Here is a 26476-nt window from a genome sequence, read left to right as displayed (position 1 = left end):
TTACGCGCCGCTTAAAGATAATACCGCTTCTTTAAATATCAATTTTTCTTTTTCAGCGGCGGGCAAATCAGAAGTTACGGATTTCTCCGCTTTAGCCAAAGCCTGCGCCGCCTGCCTTCTGTCATAGCCCATGCCGACAAGCGCCTCAACAAGCTCATTGTAGGGAGAAACAATGTCAATCGGCTGCATTTGAACAAGTTTCCCTTTTAACGAAAGCAGCATTTTTTGCGCCGTCTTCTTGCCAAGCCCGGGGACGGCTTCAAGCCGCGCAAGGTCTCCGCTTTCAAGCGCCTTTTCAAGGTCGTCCTGACTTATTCCGCCCATTATTTTTATCGCGCCCTTGGGGCCTATGCCTTCGACTTTTATCAGTTCTAAAAACGTATTCCGCCGGTTTTCATTACAAAAACCAAAAAGCTTCATTTGATCATCCCTGTGGTACAGCCATGTAAAAACCCGACATTCGCCGTTCAGTAACAGAGTTTGCATATCATTTATTGGCATGGCAATTTCCCACTCAATATCGCCTGAAAGGATAAAAACCGCTTCGCTACCCTTCCCGCTGACAATACCATAGATACTGTTAAACATAGGATGAGCATATCATTTTTTGGAAAAAAAAAGAAGAATTCACTTGACAGAAGCAGTAAAATATAGTATAGTCTGACTAGACAGACTATACTATATAAGGATATAAAAATGAATGTAAAGACAAAAGAAAAAGCCAAATGGCAATTACAGGAGGCAAAAGCCATGTTTAGTGAAGTTGTTAAAGAGGCGGAATTTTTACCTCAAATTATCACGGTTCGGGGCAAGGAAACGGCGGTTATTCTTTCTTATGAAGAATACAAAAAATTATCAAGCCCAAAACAGACGCTCTTTGAATTTATCCAGAATTCCCCACTGCGCGACATAGAACTGGAATTACCGCCGCGCCTTGTGGAAAAAACAAGAGAGGTTGTCCTGTGAAATACCTTCTGGATACCAATGTAATATCCGAAATGCAAAAATCAAATTGCAGCGAAAATGTCAAATCTTTTATGGATACGCTTCCATGGGATGACTTGTACATACCGGCAATTACCTTAGGGGAGTTATGTTACGGTATAGAAAAACTCCCTTACGGCAAAAAGAAGCACGAGCTTTCTATTTGGCTATACGCGGAATTACCGCAGTGGTTTGACGAACGTATCATTACATTTGATGCCGAAGTAATGCTGGAATGGGGAAAAATAAGAGCGGATATAAAAAGGACATTGCCGGTCGCCGATTCATTAATCGCCGCTACCGCTATTGTTCACCATATGTTTCTCGTTACAAGGAACACAAAAGATTTTGAAGACATCGAAGGGATAAATTTACTTAACCCTTGGGAGTTTTAAGAGTGTTGTTTACCGCGCAAATAGCGGCTCCCAGAGCGTCTGCGGCGTGGTCGGGTCTCGGGATTTTCTCCAGTCCCAAAATAAGCCTGACCATTTCCTGCACTTGTTTTTTATCCGCCGCGATTACTCCGGTTACCCCCTGCTTTATCGCGTTAGGTGTAAACTCATGAAGATAAATGCCTTTTTCCGCTATTGCCGCAGATATTACCCCCCTGGCTTCGGCTACCGGAATGGCGCTTGAGACGTTCTTGCCAAAATACAGGGTTTCTATCGCCGCTTCCTGCGGTTTAAATTTTTTTAATAAATTGCGTATACATTGTAAAATAAAAAAAAGGCGATCCGCTCTTGGAGTGTCCGCTTTTGTTAAAATAACGCCGTGATCTAAATATTTTATTTTTCCGTCAACGGAATCAAGAACGCCCCAGCCTGTGCTTGCAAGACCGGGGTCAATTCCTATGATTCTGCAAAATTCGCCTTCTTGCGGTTTTGGTTTAGCCAGCGTCAAACCCTTCGGGGATTGCTATATTTGAATAAACATTCTGCACATCATCGTTCTCTTCAAGCTTGTCAATTAACTTGAGCGCTTTAGCCGTCCCGTCATTATCCAATGAAACTTCCGCCTCGGCGACCATGCTTACTTCCGCGCTCATAGTTTCAAAATTTTTAGCCTGTAGCGCGTTCAATACATTTTCAAAATCCTCGGGCGCGGTAGTTACTTCGACAATGCCATCCTGCGCTGAAACGTCTTCCGCTCCGCCTTCAATAGCCACTTCCATTACATCGTCTTCAGTGTATTTTTCTCCGTCCATGGTAATTACGCCATGCCGTTTAAAAAGTCTGGAAACAGAGCCGGAAGTGGCAAGTTGGCCGCCGGCCCGCGTCAAAATATTACGGATGTCGGCTGCGGCGCGGTTTTTATTATCTGTAAGAACTTCGATAAAAATAGCGACTCCGCCTGGAGCATAGGCTTCGTAAACAAGCTCTTCATAGTTTACGCCTTCAAGCTCTCCTGTGCCTTTTTTCACCGCCCTGTCGATGTTATCTTTTGGCATATTAGCGGCTCTGGCTTTTAGAACGGCCGTCCTTAACCTTGGATTGCCGTCTAGACTGCCGCCGCCCATTCTGGCGGCAATAGAAATTTCTTTAATTAATTTAGTGAACATCTGGCCGCGTTTTGCGTCTGCGGCTCCTTTTGCGTGCTTAATCGTCGCCCATTTGCTGTGGCCCGACATGGTAACTCCTTATTTTAGTAGAATAAAACGTTGCCTTTTTATCAGGCTTTTCCTTTTTGAACTGCTTTTGAAAAAATATCATCTACATATTTTTCATACCAGTCAGTCTCATAAGGGTCTTTTGCCCTTATCTGGTTTTTAATTTGAAGTTCCAAAGTATCCTTACATGCTTCGCAAACGCTATAATCCGCATAATAGAAGAATGTCCTGCCCGTCATCGGATCATCCACTTTTTTCTTACAAACATCACAATAAACGCTCTGCATAAAGCCTCCTAATTTATTATCTTGTTATAGTATACAAAAAATTTTAAAATGTGTCGAGTACTTATATGAATGAAAATGAAAAAAATTTGTTAATAATTGGGGAGTCTGTATATTGCTCCAAAAACCCGCTTATTATCGCCGAATTGGGCACATCCCATAATGGCGATATTAAAAAAGCAAAATTGTTGATTGATGCCGCTTCTGTCTCAGGAGCAGGGTGTATAAAAGTCCAAATGGTCTATGCCGATGAAATTCTGCACAAAAATACAGGGGAAGTGCCGCTTCCGGGGGGTAAAATCAGGCTTTATGACCAATTTAAATCTCTTGAAGCGCCTGTAGAATTTTACGCGGAAATCAAAGAATACGCGGAATCAAAGGGGCTTTTGTTCCTTTGTACCCCATTTGGCCTGAAAAGCGCGAAAATTTTAAAGGAAATGCAACCCAAAATAGTAAAAATTGCCTCTCCTGAGTTGAATTTTATCGGTTTACTGGAGGAAATTGCCGGTTGGGGGCTGCCAATTTTGCTTTCCTCGGGTGTTTCACGGCTGTCTGACATTGAAAATGCGGTGGAAGCATTTGGAGAATTACGTAAAAAGACTTCGATTTGCCTTTTACATTGCGTAACCTCCTATCCTGCGCCTGAAACCGACTATAATTTAAAGGTTCTTCCAAATCTCTCGGCTATTTTTGGCGTTTCTGTCGGGGTGAGCGACCACAGTTCAGATCCGGAGCTTGTTCCCGCTCTGGCTGTGGCTATGGGCGCTGTTGTGATAGAAAAGCACTTCTGCCTTTCCAAGACAGACGGCGGCCTTGACGATCCAATCGCCCAACCGCCTGAAGAGTTTTCACGAATGGCACGCGCCATCCGCCGCGCCGCCGAAGCCGGCGTGAAAGAGACAATCGCTTACTACAGCCGTGAACGCGGTGAAGACTTTATAAGCCAAATTTTAGGAAGCGGCGTTAAAGAGCTTGCCCCTTCTGAAAAAGCCAATTACCGCCTTACTAACCGTTCCATTCACGCGCTTAGGGATATTGCGGCTGGAGAAATATTGAAAGAGGGCGATTATGCGTGTTTAAGGACTGAAAAACTCCTGCGTCCAGGGCTTGAGCCATGCTGGGAAAAAGCCATTAAAGGACGAACTGTAAGGAATTTTATTCCCTCAGGCGAAGGGATACGTTTTGAGGATATTTAAACTTCTTATTGTCATATTATTAATTTTTTGATTCTTTGCCACAGAGCTATTATGCGCCGTTTACCCTGCAAGAGACGACAGTTTTTCGCGGATAAATTCGCTTTTTTCTTTTAAGCCTATACTGCCTGTTATAAGCAATATCGCGTTCGCGCATTTTGGGTCAAGTTTTATTTTACCGGCGGATTGCTGCATTAAGCGCACAAGCCTTTCCACTTTTACGCGCGCTACTTTAGCGAACTCTATCCGCACAACTCCGCCTCTCTCTTTTAGCGAAGATACCGTCAGTTGTCTGCATATAATCCTAATTTCAGCAAGGGCAAGCAGGGACGCGGCTTCATCGGGTAACGGGCCAAAGCGGTCGAGTAACTCTGAGTATACGCGATCTAAATCTTCTTTGTCGCGTATTGCGGCTATCATTTTATAAACTTCCATTTTCTGCTGGGAAGAATCAATGTACGAATCGGGGATAAAGCCCGTATATTCAAGCTCAAGCAAGGTTTCAGTTTCAGCTTCATAATTAGAGTCTTCAAGACGCTTTACCGCCTCGTCTAAAAGCTTCACGTACAAATCAAACCCGACTGAATAAATATCTCCCGACTGTTCCCTGCCCAAAAGATTTCCCGCCCCCCGGATTTCCATGTCTTTCATAGCAATTTTAAAACCGGAGCCAAGTTCCGTAAAATCGGAAATTGTCTGTAAACGCTTCATGGCTATTTCCGAGAGGGACTTTTGATCGGGGTAGAAAAGATACGCGTATGCCACGCGGTCAGACCTGCCTACCCTTCCCCTAAGCTGGTATAACTGCGACACGCCGTACATATCGGCGCGGTCTATGATAATCGTGTTGACATTTGGAATATCAATGCCGTTCTCGATAATCGTAGTCGATACAAGAACATGAAAACCGCCGTGAATAAAACGGCGCATAACGTCTTCAAGTTCCTGCGCGTCCATCTGCCCATGCGCTGTTTCAATCATTATTTCAGGCATTAAATGTTCCAGTTTAATGCGGATGTCTTTTAACGTTTCAATTCGGTTGTGCAGGAAAAATACCTGCCCTCCCCTCTCAACTTCTCTGCGGACTGCCTGCGCTATTAAATGATCATCGTATTCTTCGACAAACGTCTCTATCGGGTGCCTGCCTCCGGGAGCGGTAGCCAAAAGGCTCATGTCCCTAATTTTTACAAGGCTCATGTGAAGCGTGCGGGGAATGGGCGTCGCGGTAAGAGTCAGGCAGTCCACGTTTGTTTTTAGTTCCTTTAAGCGTTCTTTGTCTTTAACGCCAAAACGCTGTTCTTCGTCAATGACAATTAAGCCTAGATTTTTAAATTGCACGTCGCGTTGAATAATCCTGTGAGTGCCTATCAATAAATCAATCTCGCCTTTTTTTAACTGTTCAAGAATTATTCGCGTTTTTTTTCCGTCTACAAACCGTGAAAGCATAGCGACTTTTACGGGGAAGCGCGAAAATCTTTCTTCAAAGTTTTCATAGTGCTGTTCTACAAGAATTGTCGTGGGGGCAAGGAAAGCCGCCTGTTTCCCGCCCATAATCGCCTTAAAACAGGCGCGAAGGGCGACTTCCTTTTTGCCAAAGCCACCGTCGCCGAAGACAAGCCTGTCCATGGGCGAGACGCTCTCCATATCCTGCTTTATCTCCTGAATACAGCGAAGCTGATCTTCAGTCTCGTCAAACGGGAAGGCGGCTTCAAACATTGTCTGCCACTCGCTGTCTTTGGGGAAGGCGAACCCCTGCGCCCGCTTCCGTTTTGAATAGAGTTCTATCAGTTTTTGCGCAATGTCCTCTACGGATTTTTTTACCTTTCCTTTTCTATTTTCCCAGCTCTTAGAGCCGAGCTTGTCAAGGCGCGGCGATTGCAAGCCGTCATTTCCGATATACCGCTGTACAAGGTTAAGCTGTTCCACCGGGATAAAAACGGTCTCCTCGTCAGCGTATTCAATTTTTATATAGTCTCTTTCATTTCCGCCTGAGGATAATCTTTCGATACCCTTAAATAGGCCGATGCCGTGGTTTACATGAACAATGTAATCGCCGGGATTAATTTCCAAAAATGTGTCTATCGGGCTTGAACGCGCGGTTTTTAAAGAACGGGGAGGAAGCTTTCTTCTGCCAAATATCTCATTTTCCTGCACCAGCATAAATTTAATGTCAGGCAGGCAGAAACCGGCGGTAAGGGGAACCGCCATAATAGACAATGATTTATGCGGTTCAAGCAGCGCTTTTATGCGGTCGGCCTGCACCTGCGATTCGGCTGCGACTGCGATTTGCCAGCCGCTTCCAAGCAGGGAGGCAAACTCTTCTTTTAGATAATTGATGTTGCCAAAAAAACTGCGCGCCGGTTCACAACTTAACTCAATGTGGCAGGCTCCCTTTTTCGCCTCCCCCTTAATCGATCTGAATGAGATCATGCGGGAAACGGAAGAAGCGTATTCATTGAGCATTTCATTAAAATTAAAAAGCAGTTTCTCAGGAAGCGGGTATTCGCATTTTTCCCTTACCGCTCTTGAATACAAACCGTGGTATTCGCGCACAAGGTTTTCATGGGTATTTTCAAGCCGTTCCCTGTCTATTAAAAATAACGCGCTCTTTTGCCCAATATAATCAAGCAGACAGCTTGGTTTTTCAAAGGCAAGTGAAAAAAACATTTCTTCGCCCTTTACGCTCTGAGTGGAAATCAGGCTTTCAATAACGGACTTTCCACCGTCTGAAAATTCCTTACAGGCAGACAGGTTTTTTTTCAGCGCCTCAATTCTGTCATCAGTCCAGATAACTTCTTTCATGGGGCGGATAATCAACTCCGGCAACTTTAAATTACCCGTACCCTGCATTAAAGGGTCAAAATTTTTAATTGTCTCCACTTTGTCAAAGTCAAAAAGAACCCGATACGCGTCTTCGTCGCCGCCCATGAAAATATCAAGCACTTCCCCGCGAAGGGCGAACTCTCCCTGAACCTGCACGCGAGGAACCCGCGTGTACCCGTAGGTGACAAGCGTTTTTGAAAGAGCGGGGGTATCAATTTTACAATCCGTTTTAAGGGAAATTACCTGTTTTTTTATATAGCTTTCAGGAGGGACAGGGTTAAGCAGCGCCCTTTGCGGGATAATGACAATACCCTCTTTTTTAAGAGCCATGTCCGTTAAAACTTTTGCCCTTTCCCTAAAGACTAGGGCAAGCGGGGACAATTCCCTGTATGGCGCGTTTCCCCACCATGGAAATTTAACGCAAGGCAAGCCTGAATTAGCCAAATCCGCCAAAAGGCCGTCAGCCGCGTCCTCGTGCGGGACAATGACAAAAATATTTCCTCCTAAAATCTTGTAAATTTGGGCGATTAACAGGGAATTTAGCGAGCCTTCGCAGCCCTCAATATCTATTGGGAATTTCCCCTCTTTTACGGCGGCAAAAAGGGTTGAAATACTGCGGCATACGCCTGTCTTTTGTAAAAGTTCAGGAAATGATAAGGTATTCATAGAAATCTACCGATTACTATAATATAGAAGTGTGTTTAATGTGAACACCAAAAACAAGGGAGTTATAATGAAAAAATTAATCCGGTTTGGGATATTGAGCTTTTTGGTATTAACAAGCCTTTCCAACATTTACGCTCTTGAATCGCCCGGCACGGTGGATTTTAGCATCCGTTTTTATGACAGGCGCGTTTACTATGCTCAAACAGATCCGATTTTCGTTCAAATAATCATTACCAATAACAGCCCGTCCCCATACCGTTTTAAGCTTGCCGATGACAGGGCGTTTTCCGTTGATTTTGACATAAGAACGATGTCCAACCGCCCTTTACAACAGGCTGATTCGTTAATAAGAAAACGGACTGTAACCGGGCAGGTTTTTTTCCGCGAAGTGGCGATTGAATGCGGCGAATCGTTCTCTTTTGTAGAGAATCTTTGCGATTATATCAATTTTGGGCAGACCGGCTCTTTCAGGGTCAAGGCAAAGATATACCCGGAACTTATCAAATCAACCGTAGCTCAAGCTGTCGAAACAAACTACCTCAGCCTGACCCTGCGTCCTGCCCAAATTAAAGGTCCGGACGGCATTCCGGTTGAAATGGACATCGCCACAGGCGCGGTTCTTGTAAGGCAGAGAATCCCCCCCGATGAGGTTGTCGCCTATATGATTAACGCCCGCCAGACTTCACAATGGGAAAAATTCTTTTTATACCTCGACCTTGAAGCCATGCTTAAAAAAGACCCTGTTCAAAGCCGGAAATACAATGCGGAAAACGAGGAAGGCAGACGGCGGATGATTATCGCTTACAGGCAAAACCTTCAAAATGCGGTAATTGACGGGGATATTGTGGTTGTTCCCACTTCTTTTGACATTTTAAAAACCCAATATAACAATGATGAGGGAACCGTCGTAGTCCTCCAACGGTACAGGTTCCCAAATTACACGGAATTAAGGGAATACACGTACTATCTTGAGAAAGAAGACAATTTCTGGAGTATTGTAAATTACTCGGTTCAAAAAATGGGAACCACAAGTAACGATTGACACTTAAATAAAAATATTATAGGATGATAAGACAGTGAGCAAAAAAGCATTAATTATAACCGATGGAACTGAATCAATTAATTCATTAGCGGAGCCGATTAAAACCGCCCTTGCCGGTTTTGACGTAAAAATCAGAAACGCGGATAAATTTGAGGGAACCGATTTACTCCCAGCCGATATATTTTTTATTGGCTGTGAAAAACCGTCTCCATCATCGTTTGCCTATCTTGAAGAGATGCTCTCTCATATCAATCTCGCGGGAAGAAAATGCGGTATTTTTTCAATAAATCAAAAATCGCTAAAATACCTCAGTGGCATTTTAAAAGATTGCGAAGCCGCTTTGGGCGAAACCATGCTTTCCACAGACGGCGGCTACCAGCAGTCTGACATGGATAAATGGGTTAAAGGATTGATAAAATAATGTCCGATTTTAATCTTGACGACTATATTAGAAAGGTTCCCGATTTCCCAAAAAAAGGCATTCTTTTTTATGACATAACAAGCATTCTTGCCACTCCCAAAGCTTTTAAGTACTGTATCGACAAAATGACTGAAATTTACACAGGGCACACCATTGACGCGATAGCCGCGATAGAGGCAAGAGGTTTTTTATTTGCCGCGGCTTACGCGTATCACAACAGCATCCCCGTAATACCAATCCGCAAAAAAGGCAAACTTCCCGGCGTTACCCTCTCTAAAAAATACGATCTTGAGTACGCCCAAGCCGAGATTGAAGTTCATGCCGCCGACGTTCCAAAGGGAAAGCGCATACTTCTTACCGATGATCTTATCGCTACAGGCGGCACATTAAACGCCGCCCGCTCCCTGTTAATCGAAGGCGGCGCGATAGTACCGGAAATTTTCGGCATTGTAGGCCTGCCCTTCCTCAATTACGGCAAAATACTCTCTCCCACTCCTGTTACTACATTGATAAATTATAACGTTGAGTAATTAGCCCCTAGGAGAATCGAACTCCTCTTTTAAGATTGAGAATCTCATGTCCTAACCGATAGACGAAGGGGCCTCAATTAAATATAGCCATTTAATTTTTTAGAGTCAATGATTGACTTGTTGGGAAACTGAAATTTCCCAACAACTATAATTTTTAGCCAATGTGTTCTTTGATAATTGATACTAGCGAATTATGATTGAGCCTTACGATATTTTGTTCCCTCTCATAGCTTTCTGCGGAATCAGAAGCGTGCGCGGTGTTTACCATTACATTACTGCCAAATTCTCGGCGGACGGTGCCGTCCGGAGCTTTGAGCGGATCCGTAGGTCCAAGCACATCCCTAATTTTTTTAACCGCGTTCTCACCTTCGTAGACAATGATCATACATTTAACATCACCGGGTTTTTCCATGTCTTCAGGCGGATAGCCGCAAGGCCGTCTTCCCGACATAAACTCTACAATACTGTAAAATTGATCTCTTGCGCATTCCGCGCCAAACCCCGCTCCTAAAACATTAGATAATTCATTACTTATTGTAAAATTAAATTCTCTTTCTAAAAGCTCAATCGCCCTCTTGCCAAAATTGGGGGCTAATTTTTCTTTTAGTACGTCTTCCACAGGCCCGTAAAAATCAAGAGCCTGCGCAAGTGAAAAACGGTGAACTTTAATTCCTATTATGCGAAGGCCGGTGCGGGAAAACATGTCGATAATAGCGCCGGGACGGGAAGAATTATATTTCCAGTTATCGGGCTTTATAATTACAAGGGTTCTTTCTATTTTTGACGGATCGGGATACACGACATTTTGAACAATGTTTTCCTTGCCGTCAAGAAAATTGGCGAACATTTTCAGATCGTAATTCGCCTCATCCTGAGACCTTGGAGTAAGAACGGCAGGTTCAAAATAACGGACTTCTTCGGAATTCTCGGCGGAAAAAATTAAATCCGAATACGTATCGCGGATTGTCTCTCCGGCTAGAGCGTCAACTTCGACATGCTGGGTGTATAAATGACCGCATACGTTTAAAAGTTTTTCGCAGGGGTTTTCCCCTTTAAATAAAAGAAAAAGCGTTCTGTGCGGCCTTCCGCCTGACGGGCCAAAATACTGCTTTACATAATCCGCCAAAAGAACAAGCTGGTTCTGAGGCGCCCTTTTTCTAAGTGAAAGCGCGTATTCATCCGCAAATTTCTGATCAGCCGCGAATATCTGCGCTCCTGCCAATTCCAAATCGGTACGCGTTAAAAGCCGCGAAAGCACTCCGCCGGTTCTGCTTTTAGCGACAGTGTAAGGAGTTACAAGAACATAAGACAAACCTATACTCATATTTAACTTATCTTAACTTATTATCAAATATTAAGCAACAGAAATTAGTTGGCAGCGGATTGTTATTAACAGGCAGTAATTAATGATATGTTAATAATTGTTTTTATGGATGTCACTCTTGAAAATTATTCGAAAAATTTTTTAAAAACAGTCAAGCAAAACCACTACTCTCGCTCCGGGCGCACTACTCGGGCTAAAGCCCTCGCGCATTATTCATCTTAATACTTTTATTGAGCGCCACGCCATGTTAATTTATTCAGCCACACCGCTTAACGCGGTGCATACTTGGGCGCCATATATAGGTAACAACAATTTTGTTGTTAAGGAGAGTAAATGAAAAATCAAAATCCTACTCAGTACGAGTGGGGCCCTTTCCCTTTCGAGGGCGGGACGCAAGTCTTTGACATCCGCCACGATCCGGTGTTCAAAGCCGTATTCACAAGAGACACCGCAAACTCGAGAGCCGCGTTGTCTGATCTGATTTCGGCGCTTATAGGCAGCGTTATTAAAGTGGAGACGATCACCGCCAACGAACCGCCCGTCAGCGATCTGCGGCAGCGGTATTTGCGCTTCGACATCGCCTGCAAAACAAAAAAAGGCGAGCCGATAAACGTTGAAATGTCCTTTAACCCAAAGGCTAACGAGCATGTGCGTCTTGAGTACCACGCCGCGAGATTATTTGCAGGACAGGAGCTTCACGGAAAAGGCAAAAATTATACAGATTTGAAAAAAACGTATCAAATCGCCATTCTGGCGAAGAAAAAATTTTTCCCTGACAAAGACCTAATACACGATTTTATCTATTACGATCCCAAGACCCGTATTTCTCTAGGCGGAAAGACCAGAATAATAACCGTCGAACTTGAGAAAACGAAACCCATAGTAGAAAAACCGATTGAAAAGATGACAACTGCGGAACTATGGGCTGTATTTATAGAATATTTGACAGATCCCGAAAAAAGGGGTAAAATTGTTGATATAATCAATCGAGAGGAGGGCATAGCGATGGCGGTAAAAACCATGAAAGGCTTCACGCAGAGGGAATTGGATTACATACGCGAGTCTTATCGCATAAAATGCGACATGGACTATCAGGACGAAGTGGTAACCGCCCAGCGCGAAGCCCGTAAAGCCCTTAATAAAGGCCGAAAAGAGGCCAACCTTGAAAATGCCCGAAAAATGAAAACAATGGGCTTTTTGACGGAACAGATACAAGCTGTTACAGGGCTGTCAACAAAAACAATTACCCGATTATAACATAAAACTTAAAAATTAATTCGCCCAAAGACCTCACACTAAGATCACAAAGAGGGAAAAAAGATTTTTCTTCGCTATCTTATCACAAAACCCACGCACAGCCCTCGAACAACAACCCCTCATCCCTTTTCTTCGCTTTCTTTGTTCGCTCCTTGTTCGTGTGGTTCGTGGTAAAATTCTTCCCTCTCCAAGCAAAAAAAAGGCTCCCCTAACGGAGAGCCTTTTTCGTCTGACCACTCTGGAGTGGTCAGACTATGCAGTCAAATTAGAACATTACCATAATTGCTACAGGAACGCCCCAAGAAATTTTGCCGTCTTTGCCATCCCAACCGCTTTGTGAGTAAAGTTGGACGCCGACTAGGAATTGCGCGCCCCATTCTTCTCCAATACGGACGTATGGGTTAAGATGCCAACCCAATAATGTGTCACCATCTTCAGGCACTGTCATAGAAAGACCAACGCTTAAAAAAGCCGCAATGTTGTCGCCGAGGGGGATATAGGGGAGTAATTCAGCCAGTATTGCAGTAAGCTTATCATCGCCACCCAATGTTGCCGCTGCGCGGAATTTAATGCCGAACGCGTCAGTAGCATACTTCACGCCTAAACCAACGCCGATGGGGAAAGTAACACTTTCGTCTGCCTCGTTTTTCCCGGCAAGCTTATAACTAAAACCGAAATCAATGCCTAAATCTCCAAAAGAGCCGCCGTAATACAGATAAATTTTGGACTGGTCAAGACCTTCTCCGCTGGCGCCCTCATAGCTAAGGGCGATATTTCCAAAATCAAGCTTTACATCCACTTGCGCAAATAAATTTTTGAACACATCCTCTGTTTTTCCACCGTTCTGGAACGGAATAGCGATGTTAATGCCAAGAATGTCAATGGGGGTAATGTTCAGGTGCAAAGCCTTTCCGCCATAGCCGCCGTAGAATACGTCTCTGGTCTTAATAGGTTGACCATAGGCATTTGCCGCGCCACCAAAGCTACCATAATAATTATTTCCCCATCCCCAAATGTTGTTGCCGCCAAACGCGACTCCGCCATCATAAGGATTCCCCTGGAAACCCCAACCGGTTACGCCTTCTTTTCCATAGAAGCCATCGCCATTTCCACCAATGAGTATTTTTAACTGGTCAATGGGTTTCCAAAACGCATAAGCATCTGGGACACTAACATCATCACCCTGAAAGCGAATATAGCCGCCGAATTTGCCGTCTTGCACTTCAGCATAACCATCAAGGCGAAGCCTATTAAACCCGCCGCTTGCCGTAACTGCGGTATCATCGTCACTGAGATCTACGCCCATGGCATCTTTACCTGATGCGCCACTGAACGGCGTTACGATTCCGAATACGTTGGCGCCCACATCCACAGCAAAAGCGGCTGTAGCCACTAACGCGAAAACCACTGAAAGAACAATCAGTTTTTTCATTCTAAAATTCCTCCTAACATTTGATAAGAGAGAACGCCGCACGAGCGTTCTGTGCCTCTTTATCTCCCACTCCCCTCCCTGATGGGAGGTTTTTTTAGACCCGTTTTTTTACGCATGGAGTGCGCAAAATAAACGAACCTTTTTTTTGAGCAATTAATTGCGTTCAATATTAGGCGTTTTGAGGATTAAATATAAAATGTTTAACCTTCTGTTATGTGATATTTTTTAAAAAATAGTGATGAAAAAATTCGTCTTCGTTCCCCGAACGCTTTCCGATCGATAATAACAGCTTCTTCGTGATCTTCTCTTTCTAAGCGTTCTTCGTGAGAACCTCTTCTCTCTACCAGTACAAAAAAAGGCCCTCCTAGCGGAGAGCCTTTTTCGCATAATAGGGATTTATTCCCTATTCGCTAAATTAGAACATTAACATAATTGCTACAGGAACGTTCCAAGAGATTCTGCCGTCTCCGCCATCCCCAGCGCTCTGTGAGTAAACTTGGACGCCGACTAAGAATTGCGCGCCCCATTCTTCTCCAACGCGGATGTACGGGTTAAAATGCCAGCCCATTATAGCGTCACCCTCATCAGGCGTTGTCATAGAAAGACCGAGGCCTACAAATGCCACAAGGTTGTCGCCAAGGGGGAAATAGGGTTGTAATTCAGTCAGTATGCAGGTTAACTTATCATCGCCGCCCAATGTTGCCACTGCGCGGAATTTAACGCCGAATGCGTCAGTGGCATATTTCACGCCTAAACCAACGCCGATGGGGAAAGTAACACTTTCGTCAGCTTCGTCTTTACCGGCAAGCTTATAACTAAAACCGAAATCAATACCTAAATCTCCAAAGGAGCCGCCGTAATACAGATAAATTTTGGACTGGTCAAGACCTTCTCCGCTGGCGCCTTCATAGGTAAGGGCGATGTTTCCAAAATCAAGTTTTACGTCAAGTTGCGCCATGGTGTTTTTGAACACATCCGCTGTTTCTCCGCCGCTCTGGAACGGAATTGCAATGTTAATGCCAAGAATGTCAATGGGGGTAATGTTCAGGTGCAAAGCGTTTCCGCCATAGCCGCCGTAGAACACGTGTCTGGTCTTAATAGGCTGGCCGTAGGCATTTGTATCGCCAGCTTCACCACCACCATAATAACCCGTAGATCCCCAGCCCCAAATGTTGTTGCCGCCAAACGCGACTCCGCCGTCATAGGGGTTCTCGTTAAACATCCAGCCGGTTATGCCTTCTTTTCCGTAGAAACCATCGCCATTTCCCCCGATGAGCACTTTTAATTGGTCAATGGGCTTCCAAAACGCATAAGCATCAGTAACTGTGGTATCACCATTAAAGCGAATATAGCCACCGAATTTGCCGTCCTGCACTTCACCGTAACCGTCAAGGCGAAGCCGCTCAAATCCGCCACTTGCAGTAACTTTGGTATCATCGTCACTAAGATCTGTGCCGTCGGCATTTTTACCGGACGCGCCCTGGAACGGCGTTACCTTTCCAAATACGTTGGCGCCTACATCCACAGCAAAAGCGGCTGCAGCCACTAACGCGAAAACCACTGAAAGAACAATCAGTTTTTTCATTCTAAAATTCCTCCTAACATTTGATAAGAGAGAACGCCACACGAGCGCCCTGTGCCTCTTTATCTCCCACTCCCCTCCCAATAAAGGGAGGTTTTTTGGCTCAATTATTTTTACGCGTTAAACGTGAAAAACAAACGAACCTTTTTTTTGAGCAATTAAGCCCATTTAGCACAGGCGGTAATCAACGATTACTTTTTTGCCTGTGCATACTACTAATATACAATCTATCATACTTTTGTCAAGTATTCAACTAAATTTTAAAAATATTAATTCATTTTTTGACTAAATTTTTTATTTAGATTGACAAAAATGAAAAGAAGAATAACACCAAAATTCAAAAAATAATCTTAATATATTACATATTTTCCAAATTATGTGGTAAAATATCTAAAATTCTCCGTCAAATTTTAGACGTTTAAATTAATTCTTATTTTCTTTTCAATTATATATGAGAAGAAATATTGAAATTGCCAAGAATTTTTCCGGCAACTTATCTTATACAATAAAAATTCTTAAATAAAAAGGTTACAATCCTAGCTATTTTATTTATTGTCAAATTAGTCCAATATTTCTCGGCAATTTCTTCAATATTTTCTCATTTTGCGATAAAAATTTATTTTTATCGAATTTATTATCAATTTTTTTTCTTTTTAATTATCACATAACAAGCGTTAAACATTTTTTATTTAATCCGCTAACCCCCCTAATATTGAACGCAATTAATTGCTCAAAAAAAAGGTTCGTTTATTTTACGCACTCCATGCGGAAAAAAACGGGTCAAAAAAACCTCCCTTTATGGGAGGGGAGTGGGAGATAAAGAGGCACAGGGCGCTCGTGCGGCGCTCTCTCTTATCAAATGTTAGGAGGAATTTTAGAATGAAAAAACTGATTGTTCTTTCAGTGGTTTTCGCGTTAGTGGCCACAGCCGCGTTTGCCGTGGATGTAGGCGCCAACGTATTTGGAATCGTAACGCCGTTCCAGGGCGCATCCGGTAAAGATGCCGGCGGCAATGATCTCAGTGACGATGCTACCAAAGTTACGGCAAGCGGCGGGTTTGAGCGGCTTCGCCTTGACGGTTATGGTGAAGTGCAAGACGGCAAATTCGGCGGCTATATTCGCTTTAATGGTGATACTAAAGTCACTGATGCTTATGCGTTTTGGAAGCCCATTGACCAGTTAAAAGTGCTCATCGGCGGAAATGGTGACGGTATGTACGGAAAAGAAGGCATAACCGGCTGGATGTTCCATGAGAATCCCTATGACGGCGGAGTCGCGTTTGGCGGCAACAACATTTGGGGCTGGGGAGGTAATGGTAAATATTATGGCGTTTCTGATGATGATAAAGGACCTATAAATAGCTATGGTCAGCCTATTAAGACCAGAGACGTGTTCTACGGCGGCTATGGCGGAAACGCTTTGCACCTGAACATTACCCCTATTGACATTCTTGGCATTAACATTGCAATTCCGTTCCAGGGCGGCGGTGAAACAGCGGATGCGTTCAAAAAAACCATGGCGCAAGTTGATTTAAAACTTGATTTTGGAAATATCGCACTTACCTATGTTGGCGGTCTTGGCTATGATAAAGGCGATTATGTCCCAGGTACTGGTGGTGTTTCTGCTCCCGACGGTGCAACTATAATTAGTGATGGTACTGATAAATACTTTTTTAATGGAACAGGTTATACAAAAATTGTTGCAGGTACTCCCGCTACAGGAACCAAGGGCTATGATGACCCTGCTTCAATCTTCCTTTATTACGGCGGAACTTTTGGCGATTTAGGCATTGATTTCGGATTTAGTTACAAGCTTGCAAGCCATGACTCTGCAGGAGATGAGGTCGTTAATCCCATCGGCGTTGGTTTAGGCGTAAAATATGCGACAGACGCATTTGGCATTAAATTCCGCACGGTAGCAACATTGGGCGGCGATGATAAGTTTACCAAAATACTTGCTGAATTAGTCCCCTATTTCTCCCTCGGTGACAACCTTGCGGCTTTTATAGGCGTTGGTCTTTCTATGATAACGAATAGTGATGATAGCGATCACAGTTTAATGGGCTGGCACTTTAACCCGTACATCCGTATTGGAGAAGAATGGGGCGCGCAATTCCTGGTCGGCGTCCAACTTTGGTCACAAAGCGGCATCGATGGCAAAGACGGCAGAATTTCTTGGGGCGTTCCTGTAGCAATTATGGTAATGTTCTAATTTGACTGCATAGTCTGATCACTCCAGAGTGGTCAGACGAAAAAGGCTCTCCGTTAGGGGAGCCTTTTTTTTGCTCGGAGAGGGAAGAATTTTACCACAAACCACACGAACAAGGAGCGAACAAAGAAAGCGAAGAAAAGGGATGAGGGGTTGTTGTTTGAGGGCTGTGCGTGGGTTTTGTGATAAGATAGCGAAGATTTTTTTTTCCCCCCCCTCTTTATTGATTATATCAACAATTTAATTCCTTAATTTTCTCCAAAGAGAGTCCTGTAATATCATGCACAAATTCAGGCGTTGAACCTTTTACAAGCAAATTTTTCGCGATTATTAGTTTCTCTTCCTCGCGGCCTTTTTTGCGTTCTCTGCGGCCAACTTTAAGAACTTCGCGCTGGGCGGTTACCACTTCGTCCTGATAGTCCATATCGCATTTTATCCGATAAGACTCGCGTATGTAATCCAATTCCCTCTGCGTGAAGCCTTTCATTGTTTTTACCGCCATCGCTATGCCCTCCTCTTTATTAATTATATCAACAATTTTAGCCCTTTTTTCGGGATCTGTCAAATATTCAAAAAATACAGCCCATAGTTCCGCAGTTGTCATCTTTTCAATCGGTTTTTCTACTATGGGTTTCGTTTTCTCAAGTTCGACGGTTATTATTCTGGTCTTTCCGCCTAGAGAAATACGGGTTTTGGGATCGTAATAGATAAAATCGTGTATTAGGTCTTTGTCAGGGAAAAATTTTTTCTTCGCCAGAATGGCGATTTGATACGTTTTTTTCAAATCGATATAATTTTTTCCTTTTCCGTGAAGCTCCTGTCCTGCGAATAATCTCGCGGCGTGGTACTCAAGACGCACATGCTCGTTAGCCTTTGGATTGAAGGACATTTCAACGTTTATCGGCTCGCCTTTTTTTGTTTTGCAGGCGATGTCGAAGCGCAAATACCGCTGCCGCAGATCGCTGACGGGCGGTTCATTGGCGGTGATCGTCTCCACTTTGATAACGCTGCCTATAAGCGCCGAAATCAGATCAGACAACGCGGCTCTCGAGTTTGCGGTGTCTCTTGTGAATACGGTTTTGAACACCGGATCGTGGCGGATGTCAAAGACTTGCGTCCCGCCCTCGAAAGGGAAAGGGCCCCACTCGTACTGAGTAGGATTTTGATTTTTCATTTACTCTCCTTAACAACAAAATTGTTGTTACCCTATATGGGTGCGAGGTAGCGGTTTTGCTTGACTGTTTTTAAAAAATTTTTCGTTTAATCCTTAAAATACTTTCATAGTTGAATAAATTTAATTTCTTGTCTAAAATGACCTATGCTTTCGACAATGCGGAACATCGGCATAATGGCGCACATTGATGCCGGCAAGACGACTACCACGGAAAGAATTCTCTTTTATACCGGAAAAAGCCACCGTATCGGCGAGGTTGACGACGGCGAGGCGATCATGGACTGGATGGATCAGGAGCAGGAACGCGGCATAACGATTCAAAGCGCCGCCACTACCGCTTACTGGAAAGGGTTCCAAATCAACATTATCGATACTCCCGGCCATGTCGATTTTACCGCCGAGGTTGAGCGCTCCCTTCGCGTCTTGGACGGCGCTATCGCTATTTTTGACGCAGTTCATGGAGTGGAACCTCAAACGGAAACCGTATGGCGGCAAGCGTGCAGATATAACGTCCCGTGCGTGGGTTATGTGAATAAAATGGACCGCGCCGGAGCGGATTTTTTTAATGTTATTGAAGACGTAAAAAATAAATTAAAAATTAACACTCTCGCCCTGCAAATACCAATTGGGAAAGAAAGCTCTTTTGAGGGCGTAATTGATTTAATCGAAATGAAAGAAATCCGCTGGGATAACAACGGCGAAGATATGGTTTTTTCTCCGATAGCGCCTCAACGGCAAGACACTGCAAAACAATGGAGAGAAAAACTGATTGATGCTCTGTCGGGCTTTTCTGACGCGATAACGGAAAAATACCTTGCCGGTGAAGAAATAGAGGCCTCTTTGATAAAGAGCGTTATTCGCAAAGCAGTGATTAAACGCGACGTGCTTGTGATGTTTGCGGGCGCGTCACGGCGTAATTTGGGCGTTCAGCCGGTTATTGACGCGGTTGTCGATTACCTTCCCGCGCCCGACGAGTGCGCTCCCGAAGTCGGGCATAATTTAAAAAAAGAGGAAGACATCAGTATTCCATGCAATCCCGACGGGAACCCGCTCGGCCTTGTTTTTAAAATTCAAAATGACAGAGAAGCCGGAAGCCTTTGTTATGTGAGGGTTTACTCAGGTTCTTTTAAGTCAGGCAGTTCCGTTTACAATGTAGGCAAGAAAAAACGCGAAAGGGCGAATAGAATTTTAAGAATGCACTCGAATAAATCCGAGCCGATAGACAGCCTTATCGCGGGAGACATCGGCGTTATTATCGGTATGAAACTTGCGCAGACTGGAGATACAATTGGAAGCGAAGGATGGCCTGTAGTGCTTGAAAAAATGCAGTTTCCCGAACCTGTAATTTCAATTTCCATAGAGCCGAAAACAATTTCCGATCAGGATAAATTAAAGGATATTCTAGCGATTCTTTCCAAAGAAGACCCCACTTTTACGACAAGGGAAAATGAAGAAACAGGGCAATTAATTATTTCCGGCATGGGGGAATTGCACCTTGACGTTCTTGTTACGCGCATATTAAGAGAGTACAAACTTGGAGCGAAGGTAGGCAATCCGCAGGTAACATACCGCGAGTCAATTAGCGCGGTAAAAGAACACAGCGAAAGTTTTTCTAAAATTATCGCCGGAAAAGAAAACGCCGCCGGCGTTACCCTGCGCGTAGAACCGGCAGGGCGCGGCAGCGGCAATAAATATATTTATACTGCAAAAACATCTTCCGGCAAAAGCGAAATTCCACAGGAGATAATCGAGGCGGTTGAGCGCGGAGTTAATGGGGCGTTTTCATCGGGCATAGTAATGGGATACCCCTGTATCGATATAACTGCGACTGTAACAAACATTCAATATTCGGAACAAACGGGAACCGCCTTCGCGTTTGAAGCCTGCGCCAGCATGGCTTTTGACGAAGCGTGCAGAAACGCCAGCCCCATCCTTCTTGAGCCGATAATGGCGGTCGATTTAAATACCCCACATGATTTTGTCGGCGAGGTGATGAGCCTTGTCACGCAAAGGGGCGGACAGATAATCAGCATGAATTCAAAATCCGATATTGACGAAATAAAAGCGCAGGCGCCGATGGAAAAAATGTTCGGGTTTATGACAAGCCTTCGCAGCGTATCGCAGGGAAGGGCAAGTTTTACGCTGCAATTTTCACACTTTGAAAAGAAAGCGTCTGAGCGATAAGAATACTATTTACAATAAATCATTATAAAATCATTTGTTACCGGCATAGACAGGTATTGTTTTTATCTGAACACTGATACTGTTGGAAGATTTTTCAGGTGAGGAAATAAAGCAATCCCGGTCATATTCCCGCATTTCTTTGTCGTTGATTACTCCGGCTTTATGTAACGCTTGCGCGTCCGTGTGGAGAACCATTAGAAGCTCACTTTTATATTTTCCTTTCCACTCCATATCATTTTCCATTTTTATCTCCTTATATTATTTCCAATAAAGTACCGTTCATTAGTTGTATCTTTATCTGTTCATCGGATTGGGCAAAATATTTTTTTGCCTGCTTTTTCATTACTTTTAACTCTCCCTTGTTTATATTATCTAATGTTGACTTAGCAAAACCATAGCGAAAAAATGTCCGTTCATCTTTTTTGAAAAACACAATAACCCGATACCCTCCCGCCTTTCCTTCTCCGGAACGGGCTATCCGTACTTTATAAACGCCGCCTCCCAAATCAACGTCGGCCTGTCCGATCTCAAGGACATTATTCACTATGTCTTTAAGTTCGCTGTCTTGTATACCCTCTTTAGAAGCAAATCTGGTAAACCAAGGGTTTTTGAATATCCTCACTTATAAATAATACTTAAAAGTAGCGGTTATTTCAAGGTAAATAATCGTACAATAACTGTTACCGAAATCCCCTATGGAGCCAAAGCCTGATTCATTATAGGCACAAAGTAAGTAATAAAAATCCCCGAACAAATAGCCGACCCAATTACGCCAGAAACAAGCGGCCCCATCGCGTGCATTAAAAGGTAATTATCGGGGTTATACTTTATGCCCATTTTCTGGGAAATACGAGCCGCCATAGGCATGGCGGAAACTCCGGCGTTGCCGATAAGCGGATTAACTTTTCCGCCTGTTAATACATTAAGAAGCTTGGCAATAAGAATGCCGCCGACTGTTCCAAAGGCGAACGCTATAACGCCGCAAACAAGAATAATTATCGTCTGGAATGTAAGGAAGATTTCCGCAGTAGCTGAAGAGCCAATTGAAAAACCTACAAAAAGAGTAATGATACTTAAAAAATCTCCCTGTAACGCCCTTGCGATACGGTCTACAGCGCCGCTTTCTTTAATCAAATTTCCAAGACATAACATCGCAATTAACGCTCCGGCTGCGGGAATCAGCAATAACACGCCGATAGCCAATAAAATTGGGAACATTATCTTTTGACTTTGCGTAACGTGTTTGGGTTCTGGCATTACAATCACGCGTTCTTTTTTGGTTGTAAGCAACCTCATAAAAGGCGGCTGGATAAAAGGAACAAGCGCCATGTATGAAAAGGCGGCTATACTAATCGCGGGTAATAATTTAGGAGCGAGCATTATCGACGTATATACGGCGGTAGGGCCGTCCGCGCCCCCGATTATGCCGATAGCGGCGCATTCCCAAATCTTAAACTCGTCTAAACCGGGAATATACGGTGAAAGAAATTTTCCCGCAAAGTAGGAAATTCCCATTGATACAAATATTCCAAACTGCGCTCCAAGGCCGATAAGGAAGCTTTTTGGGGAAGCTATAAGCGGTCCGAAATCCGTCATGCTTCCTATGCAAAGGAAAATCATCGGCGGGAAAACTACCAGTTTTATGCCTTTATATATTATATTTAACAGGCCGGGATTACCGCTGACCGGATTAACATAATACGAAGAAAGAGGCGCCGCGTTTGCCGCCGCCCTCGCAACATCTTCAAGCGCGTTTAAATCCACGCCCATTGTTCTTGAACTGGGAAGATTGGCGATCAACATCCCAAACGCCAGCCCAAGCAAAAGAAGCGGTTCAATTTTTTTAGCGACGGAAAGGTATAGAAAAAACAACGCGATAATTATCATTATTCCCTGATGGGGCGTCATATTTAGTATGCCAAAACTGTCTACAATACTTTTTAAAAAATTTATCATTTCTGTTCTCTCCTCAATGTATTAACAAATTACACAGAATGGAAAAAAAAGTCAAGTGGACTAATTAAGAGATTTACCACGAACCACACGAAAGTTCGTGGTAAATTCTTCTTTTATGGACAGCCGTAAAGCATTTGTTTATACTGGTTTATGCGATTTTTATGCGGAGTGCCGTTATTTTTTCTCTTTTTTTCCTGTGTCGGGCGCGTGGTTACGCCAATTATTGAAGAAGAAATCACCATAATTGAAGAAGACCCGCTCCGTGTAAGGGCGCGTGAAATAGCCGATTCCCTAGACAACCGGCTTCTTGTTTCTCAGGTACTCATAAGCGGCACAGGCGGCAAAGAGGGTATGTCCGTCAAGATGATCAATTTATTTACCGCGATACCCGCAGGCGGGATAATGCTATTCAAGTACAACCTCAATACTGATAACGACACTATTCATGCCCATCTCGCTCAAATTGAAAAGTTAATTAAAAACGAATCTAATATTTCCCCATTTATCGCTGTAGATCACGAGGGCGGAACTGTTAACCGTTTCAGGCGAGGCGTGGCGAACCTGCCCGCCGCGTCTTCTTATTACGAGCATATTTCACAGGGAAGAACGGAAACGCTTTCAGCAATAGAAGCCGACAGTTTAAAAGCGGGCAAAGAGCTTCATAATTTGGGCATTACAATGAACCTTGCCCCTGTGGCGGAGTATCTTTTTGACGGCAACCGTAAATTTCTTTTAAGCCGCTCTTACGGGCCGGATCCGTTTTTTACCGCGCAGGCCGCCGAAGCTTTTATTCGAGGAATGGAACAGGCTGGAGTTCTATGCGTAGTCAAGCACTTCCCCGCAAGCGCCGGTCCCGACCCCCACCGCTCCCCGTCCGTGCTTGACATGGACAGAGCCGCTCTTGATAATCTTGTTTCTCCTTTTGCCTCCCTAATTAAAAATGGCGCAAGGGCAATTATGGCCGCCCACACTCTCGCTCCGTCGATTGACGATAAAATTGCCAGTCTTTCTCCCGCCGTTATGGGAAACTGGCTCAGGGGCGATTTAGGCTTTGAAGGAATTATTATTAGCGATGATTTTATAATGGCGGCTGCGGGAAGTACCAGTCCCGAAGAAGCGGCTGTTTTTTCCATCGCCGCCGGAGCGGATATGATTCTTGTCTGGCCTGACAATTTACAAAAAACCCATCAGGCAATAATTACCGCTATTGAAGACGGACGGCTTTCACGTGACAGACTACAAGATGCGGCTCAAAGGGTTATTTATGAAAAGTTAAGAATGGGATTGATAGATGGAGAATAATTCTATAATTCCCGTTAAATCCCGCATCCTCTATCAAAGCGCGGCGTGCGTTGTTGTGAACAAGTTAATAGGCGAGGCGGTTGAAGGCGCAAAAGGGGGCATGATGGGTTTGCCCAAAGAACTAGCCAATGCGATTAGCAATGGGGAATTAACAATTAGCAATGAGCAATTAACAATTAGCAATGAGAAATTAGCAATGAATAATAAGCAATTAGCAATTAGCAATGAGAAATTAGCAATTAATAATGAGCAAATTGGAAATGGGGTGGAACTTGTTGAGGCTGTACATCGGCTTGATGTGCCTGTTACGGGGTGCGCTCTTTTTGCGTTAACTAGAGACGCACTTTCCTTTTTAAATGCTGCTTTTGCGGGGGATAACGTACTGCCCTGCCCTGTCGAAAAAACTTACTGGGCTGTAATAGAAAAGCCTTCCCGCCCTCTGCCTGAAAGCGGAGAGCTTATTCACTGGATAGAAACTGTTTCCAGTAAAAACAAATCATTCGCGCATAAAAAAGACGGTCCTAACCGTAAAAAGGCGGCATTGCGTTACAGAGTTACGGGCGAAGGACGGAATTATCTTTTTGTAGAAGTACAACTGCTTTCAGGCAGACATCATCAGATACGCGCGCAATTTGCCGCCGAAAAGCTCCACATAAAAGGCGATCTCAAATACGGAGCGAAACGCAGTGAAAAAACCGGCGGCATCCGCCTTCACGCAAGGTCGCTTTGCTTCCCCGATCCATTGAACAGAAGCGAAATAATTCGCGTAACAGCAGATCCGCCGGTGATGGATAATTTGTGGAAAGAGTTTGAACAGTGAGCAATGAGCAGTGAGCAATGGGGAGCGGGGTTGTTATTTGTAAGCAAAGCGTATTACTTTCACGCGCAGAGTAGAGAGTGGGATTATTGTTAGCAAGCGCAGCGTATTACTTTCACGCGCAGATAACGAACAACAACATTGCTAATTGCTCACTGCTCACTGTTCATTGGTTTTCACTCCCCTCATACTCTCGAAGAAATTTAAGCAGCGGCTCCTCCCATGATTTTGCGGTTTTTTTCTCTTCAAGAAACTGATTGTACAATTTAAGAATGTGGCTCCTTATCCGCGCCTTGTCTTCTTCTTGAATCTTTGTTAATGGGGCGGCGGACGGGTGTACGCGGATTTTTTTCAATGCTTCACAGGCTTTTGGCGCGGGAGAGAAAAGAAGAGCCGTAAACGCTTGCGCTTCCTGCGGAGGAAAGAGGTCGGGGCTGAAACAAGTCATTGCGTATAACGCAGCGGGTATGCAGTTTACGCTGTGCTGTTTTACAAAAAGAATCGCCTGGCTGATAGCCAACGCGCCTTGTTTTAATTCCAGCGCCTGATCTTTTAATTTTTCATACTCTCCCAATTTTTTGGCGGTTTCTACAAATTGCAAATAAGTGTGAATAACTATCATAACGTGAAGGCTTGGAATGCACATCAGGTGGGGGTCCATTAAATGAATCACAAAAAAACGCGGCCTTGCTATATAAAACGGGCGCTTTGTCGTTGACATATTTTTTTTGTAAACTTCAGCCGCAAAAGCGTAGAGTCCGCCAATTGAATAAATAAAATCTTTCATCGGGATATGCGCTTTGCGTTTATAGCGCTTAAGAAAAAAAGTTATCATTCTTATCCAAAAATGAATAAAGTCAAGGTAGATTGTCACCCATGACGGGACAAACGGGATTTTTTCATCCAGCGCGTGATCGACTTTTGTAACCGGAATCCTGCCCGGCAAATACGCCGCCCGAAACTGACGAAAGAAAAAATTGTAAAATATTGAAGGAACGCTCTTACAAAATGCAGGACGCAGAGTTGGTATCAAAAATGAGTTAAAAAACGCATAAAGCCAATTCTCGCTGTAAACGCTGTCTTTGATGTTCATAATTACTTAAATTATCATAAAATAATACCTTTGTCATCTATAATAAACAGGCAAATCATGCGTTTTTTACCACTTCCAAAAAAAATCCATTTTTGGTATACTTATTCATTAAAACTTATTAAAGAGGATAAAAATGATTCGATGCGGAGAAATCGTTAAAGGAACCTGTCTTTTACAAAAAGGCCAGCCCTATATTGTAGTTGAAAGGGAATTTCACACGCCCGGCAAAGGGACGGCAATCGCCAGAATTAAAATGAAAAGTATTAAAGACGGCTCGGTGCTCAGCATTACAGTCCCCACACAGCAGGAAGTGGAAGACGCGCAGGTCGATGTTCACGCCTGCCAGTACCAATATGCCGATCAGGACAATTACCATTTTATGGATAACGAAACTTACGACCAGTACGAAGTTTCCATATCTGATAACCCGGATAAAAAATTGTACTTAAAAGAAAACGACGTTTACCAGCTTACCATTTGGGAAGGAAAAGTTATTGATATTCAGATTCCTTACAAGGTGGTCTTTACAGTCGCGGAAAGTGAGAATTATGTAAAAGGCGATACAGTATCAGGCGCGACAAAACCCATTGTCACGGAG

The 26476-nt window shown here is 43.9% G+C and carries 25 protein-coding genes and 1 tRNA gene; 12 read left to right on the top strand and 14 right to left on the bottom strand.

Annotation, left to right across the window (positions count from 1 at the left end; all coding sequences use genetic code 11):
• Positions 1 to 588, bottom strand: a complete 588-nt coding sequence (ruvA, locus tag ACYVRH_RS00815) for a Holliday junction branch migration protein RuvA (RefSeq protein WP_461255033.1) — start codon at positions 586 to 588, stop codon at positions 1 to 3.
• Positions 589 to 696: 108 nt separating this feature from the next.
• On the opposite strand from ruvA, the gene ACYVRH_RS00810 reads away from it, so the two are divergent.
• Both ACYVRH_RS00810 and ACYVRH_RS00805 read left to right on the top strand, forming a co-directional pair.
• Positions 697 to 966: a type II toxin-antitoxin system Phd/YefM family antitoxin gene (locus ACYVRH_RS00810; protein ID WP_461255032.1), complete on the top strand. Its 270-nt coding sequence runs from the start codon at positions 697 to 699 to the stop codon at positions 964 to 966.
• Positions 963 to 1379 carry a PIN domain-containing protein gene (locus ACYVRH_RS00805; protein ID WP_461255031.1) on the top strand — a complete coding sequence of 139 codons (417 nt, stop codon included), beginning with the start codon at positions 963 to 965 and terminating at the stop codon, positions 1377 to 1379. The genes ACYVRH_RS00810 and ACYVRH_RS00805 overlap by 4 nt, the downstream gene beginning before the upstream one ends.
• Here ACYVRH_RS00805 and ruvC read toward each other — a convergent pair.
• The 3 genes from ruvC to ACYVRH_RS00790 are packed head-to-tail and all read right to left on the bottom strand — an operon-like array spanning position 1360 to position 2877.
• On the bottom strand, positions 1360 to 1884 hold the full coding sequence (ruvC, locus tag ACYVRH_RS00800; RefSeq protein ID WP_461255030.1) for a crossover junction endodeoxyribonuclease RuvC: 525 nt from the start codon (positions 1882 to 1884) through the stop codon (positions 1360 to 1362). The genes ACYVRH_RS00805 and ruvC overlap by 20 nt on opposite strands.
• A complete protein-coding gene (locus ACYVRH_RS00795; RefSeq protein ID WP_461255029.1) occupies positions 1871 to 2611 on the bottom strand; it encodes a YebC/PmpR family DNA-binding transcriptional regulator in 741 nt (246 codons plus the stop codon). Before ACYVRH_RS00795 ends, ruvC begins: the two co-directional genes overlap by 14 nt.
• 41 nt (positions 2612 to 2652) lie before the next feature.
• Entirely contained in the window at positions 2653 to 2877 is a 225-nt protein-coding gene (locus ACYVRH_RS00790; RefSeq protein WP_461255028.1) for a hypothetical protein, read from the bottom strand.
• 65 nt (positions 2878 to 2942) lie between these two features.
• On the opposite strand from ACYVRH_RS00790, the gene ACYVRH_RS00785 reads away from it, so the two are divergent.
• The gene (locus ACYVRH_RS00785) at positions 2943 to 4070 is read left to right on the top strand and encodes an N-acetylneuraminate synthase family protein (RefSeq protein ID WP_461255027.1); all 1128 of its coding nucleotides are present in this window, start codon (positions 2943 to 2945) and stop codon (positions 4068 to 4070) included.
• 60 nt (positions 4071 to 4130) lie between these two features.
• Here ACYVRH_RS00785 and mfd read toward each other — a convergent pair whose 3' ends face one another.
• Positions 4131 to 7556: a transcription-repair coupling factor gene (gene mfd, locus ACYVRH_RS00780; protein WP_461255026.1), complete on the bottom strand. Its 3426-nt coding sequence runs from the start codon at positions 7554 to 7556 to the stop codon at positions 4131 to 4133.
• A gap of 67 nt (positions 7557 to 7623) precedes the next feature.
• Here mfd and ACYVRH_RS00775 point away from each other — a divergent pair, with 67 nt between their 5' ends.
• Genes ACYVRH_RS00775 through ACYVRH_RS00765 form a run of 3 tightly spaced genes read left to right on the top strand, consistent with a single transcriptional unit; the run spans position 7624 to position 9549 of the window.
• Complete coding sequence (locus ACYVRH_RS00775) at positions 7624 to 8598, top strand: hypothetical protein (protein WP_461255025.1); 975 nt, start codon at positions 7624 to 7626, stop codon at positions 8596 to 8598.
• A gap of 34 nt (positions 8599 to 8632) precedes the next feature.
• Positions 8633 to 9019, top strand: a complete 387-nt coding sequence (locus ACYVRH_RS00770; protein ID WP_461255024.1) for a hypothetical protein — start codon at positions 8633 to 8635, stop codon at positions 9017 to 9019.
• The gene (locus tag ACYVRH_RS00765; RefSeq protein ID WP_461255023.1) at positions 9019 to 9549 is read left to right on the top strand and encodes an adenine phosphoribosyltransferase; all 531 of its coding nucleotides are present in this window, start codon (positions 9019 to 9021) and stop codon (positions 9547 to 9549) included. Before ACYVRH_RS00770 ends, ACYVRH_RS00765 begins: the two co-directional genes overlap by 1 nt.
• A gap of 1 nt (position 9550) precedes the next feature.
• Here the strand turns inward: ACYVRH_RS00765 and ACYVRH_RS00760 are convergent.
• Positions 9551 to 9622: transfer RNA gene (locus tag ACYVRH_RS00760), tRNA-Glu, on the bottom strand.
• Positions 9623 to 9703: 81 nt separating this feature from the next.
• Positions 9704 to 10873 (bottom strand): nucleoside-diphosphate kinase, encoded by a 1170-nt coding sequence (locus ACYVRH_RS00755; protein ID WP_461255022.1) that lies wholly within the window; start codon positions 10871 to 10873, stop codon positions 9704 to 9706.
• Positions 10874 to 11206: 333 nt separating this feature from the next.
• On the opposite strand from ACYVRH_RS00755, the gene ACYVRH_RS00750 reads away from it, so the two are divergent.
• A complete protein-coding gene (locus tag ACYVRH_RS00750) occupies positions 11207 to 12130 on the top strand; it encodes an Rpn family recombination-promoting nuclease/putative transposase (RefSeq protein WP_461255021.1) in 924 nt (307 codons plus the stop codon).
• A 265-nt stretch (positions 12131 to 12395) separates the two neighbouring features.
• Here the strand turns inward: ACYVRH_RS00750 and ACYVRH_RS00745 are convergent, their stop codons facing one another.
• Together ACYVRH_RS00745 and ACYVRH_RS00740 are read right to left on the bottom strand one after the other, a co-directional pair.
• The gene (locus ACYVRH_RS00745; protein WP_461255020.1) at positions 12396 to 13562 is read right to left on the bottom strand and encodes a hypothetical protein; all 1167 of its coding nucleotides are present in this window, start codon (positions 13560 to 13562) and stop codon (positions 12396 to 12398) included.
• Between the two features lie 415 nt (positions 13563 to 13977).
• A complete protein-coding gene (locus tag ACYVRH_RS00740; RefSeq protein WP_461255019.1) occupies positions 13978 to 15147 on the bottom strand; it encodes a hypothetical protein in 1170 nt (389 codons plus the stop codon).
• A gap of 876 nt (positions 15148 to 16023) precedes the next feature.
• Here ACYVRH_RS00740 and ACYVRH_RS00735 point away from each other — a divergent pair.
• Entirely contained in the window at positions 16024 to 17355 is a 1332-nt protein-coding gene (locus tag ACYVRH_RS00735; RefSeq protein WP_461255018.1) for a hypothetical protein, read from the top strand.
• Positions 17356 to 17584: 229 nt separating this feature from the next.
• Here the strand turns inward: ACYVRH_RS00735 and ACYVRH_RS00730 are convergent, their stop codons facing one another.
• On the bottom strand, positions 17585 to 18526 hold the full coding sequence (locus ACYVRH_RS00730; RefSeq protein ID WP_461255017.1) for an Rpn family recombination-promoting nuclease/putative transposase: 942 nt from the start codon (positions 18524 to 18526) through the stop codon (positions 17585 to 17587).
• Between the two features lie 144 nt (positions 18527 to 18670).
• Here ACYVRH_RS00730 and fusA point away from each other — a divergent pair, with 144 nt between their 5' ends.
• Positions 18671 to 20710, top strand: a complete 2040-nt coding sequence (gene fusA / locus ACYVRH_RS00725) for an elongation factor G (RefSeq protein ID WP_461255016.1) — start codon at positions 18671 to 18673, stop codon at positions 20708 to 20710.
• Between the two features lie 30 nt (positions 20711 to 20740).
• On the opposite strand, the gene ACYVRH_RS00720 is transcribed toward fusA, so the two are convergent.
• The 3 genes from ACYVRH_RS00720 to ACYVRH_RS00710 all read right to left on the bottom strand — a co-directional run bounded on the left by ACYVRH_RS00720 (position 20741) and on the right by ACYVRH_RS00710 (position 22666).
• A complete protein-coding gene (locus ACYVRH_RS00720) occupies positions 20741 to 20953 on the bottom strand; it encodes a hypothetical protein (RefSeq protein WP_461255015.1) in 213 nt (70 codons plus the stop codon).
• Positions 20954 to 20963: 10 nt separating this feature from the next.
• Positions 20964 to 21332 (bottom strand): type II toxin-antitoxin system RelE/ParE family toxin, encoded by a 369-nt coding sequence (locus ACYVRH_RS00715; protein ID WP_461255014.1) that lies wholly within the window; start codon positions 21330 to 21332, stop codon positions 20964 to 20966.
• A 71-nt stretch (positions 21333 to 21403) separates the two neighbouring features.
• Positions 21404 to 22666 carry a sodium ion-translocating decarboxylase subunit beta gene (locus tag ACYVRH_RS00710; protein ID WP_461255013.1) on the bottom strand — a complete coding sequence of 421 codons (1263 nt, stop codon included), beginning with the start codon at positions 22664 to 22666 and terminating at the stop codon, positions 21404 to 21406.
• A gap of 168 nt (positions 22667 to 22834) precedes the next feature.
• On the opposite strand from ACYVRH_RS00710, the gene ACYVRH_RS00705 reads away from it, so the two are divergent.
• Both ACYVRH_RS00705 and ACYVRH_RS00700 read left to right on the top strand, forming a co-directional pair.
• Positions 22835 to 23968, top strand: coding sequence for a glycoside hydrolase family 3 N-terminal domain-containing protein (locus ACYVRH_RS00705; protein ID WP_461255012.1), 1134 nt, complete (start codon positions 22835 to 22837; stop codon positions 23966 to 23968).
• Positions 23958 to 24788, top strand: coding sequence for an RluA family pseudouridine synthase (locus tag ACYVRH_RS00700; RefSeq protein ID WP_461255011.1), 831 nt, complete (start codon positions 23958 to 23960; stop codon positions 24786 to 24788). Before ACYVRH_RS00705 ends, ACYVRH_RS00700 begins: the two co-directional genes overlap by 11 nt.
• A 163-nt stretch (positions 24789 to 24951) precedes the next feature.
• Here the strand turns inward: ACYVRH_RS00700 and ACYVRH_RS00695 are convergent, their stop codons facing one another.
• Positions 24952 to 25731 (bottom strand): hypothetical protein, encoded by a 780-nt coding sequence (locus tag ACYVRH_RS00695; protein ID WP_461255010.1) that lies wholly within the window; start codon positions 25729 to 25731, stop codon positions 24952 to 24954.
• A gap of 280 nt (positions 25732 to 26011) precedes the next feature.
• Between ACYVRH_RS00695 and ACYVRH_RS00690 the strand changes: the two genes are divergently transcribed.
• A partial coding sequence (locus ACYVRH_RS00690) for an elongation factor P (RefSeq protein WP_461255009.1) occupies positions 26012 to 26476 on the top strand: 465 nt, incomplete at its 3' end.

This window comes from Treponema sp. R80B11-R83G3, from assembly GCF_054786115.1.
Note: the sequence above shows the minus strand (reverse complement) of the source record. Positions and strands in the feature narration are given on the sequence as shown.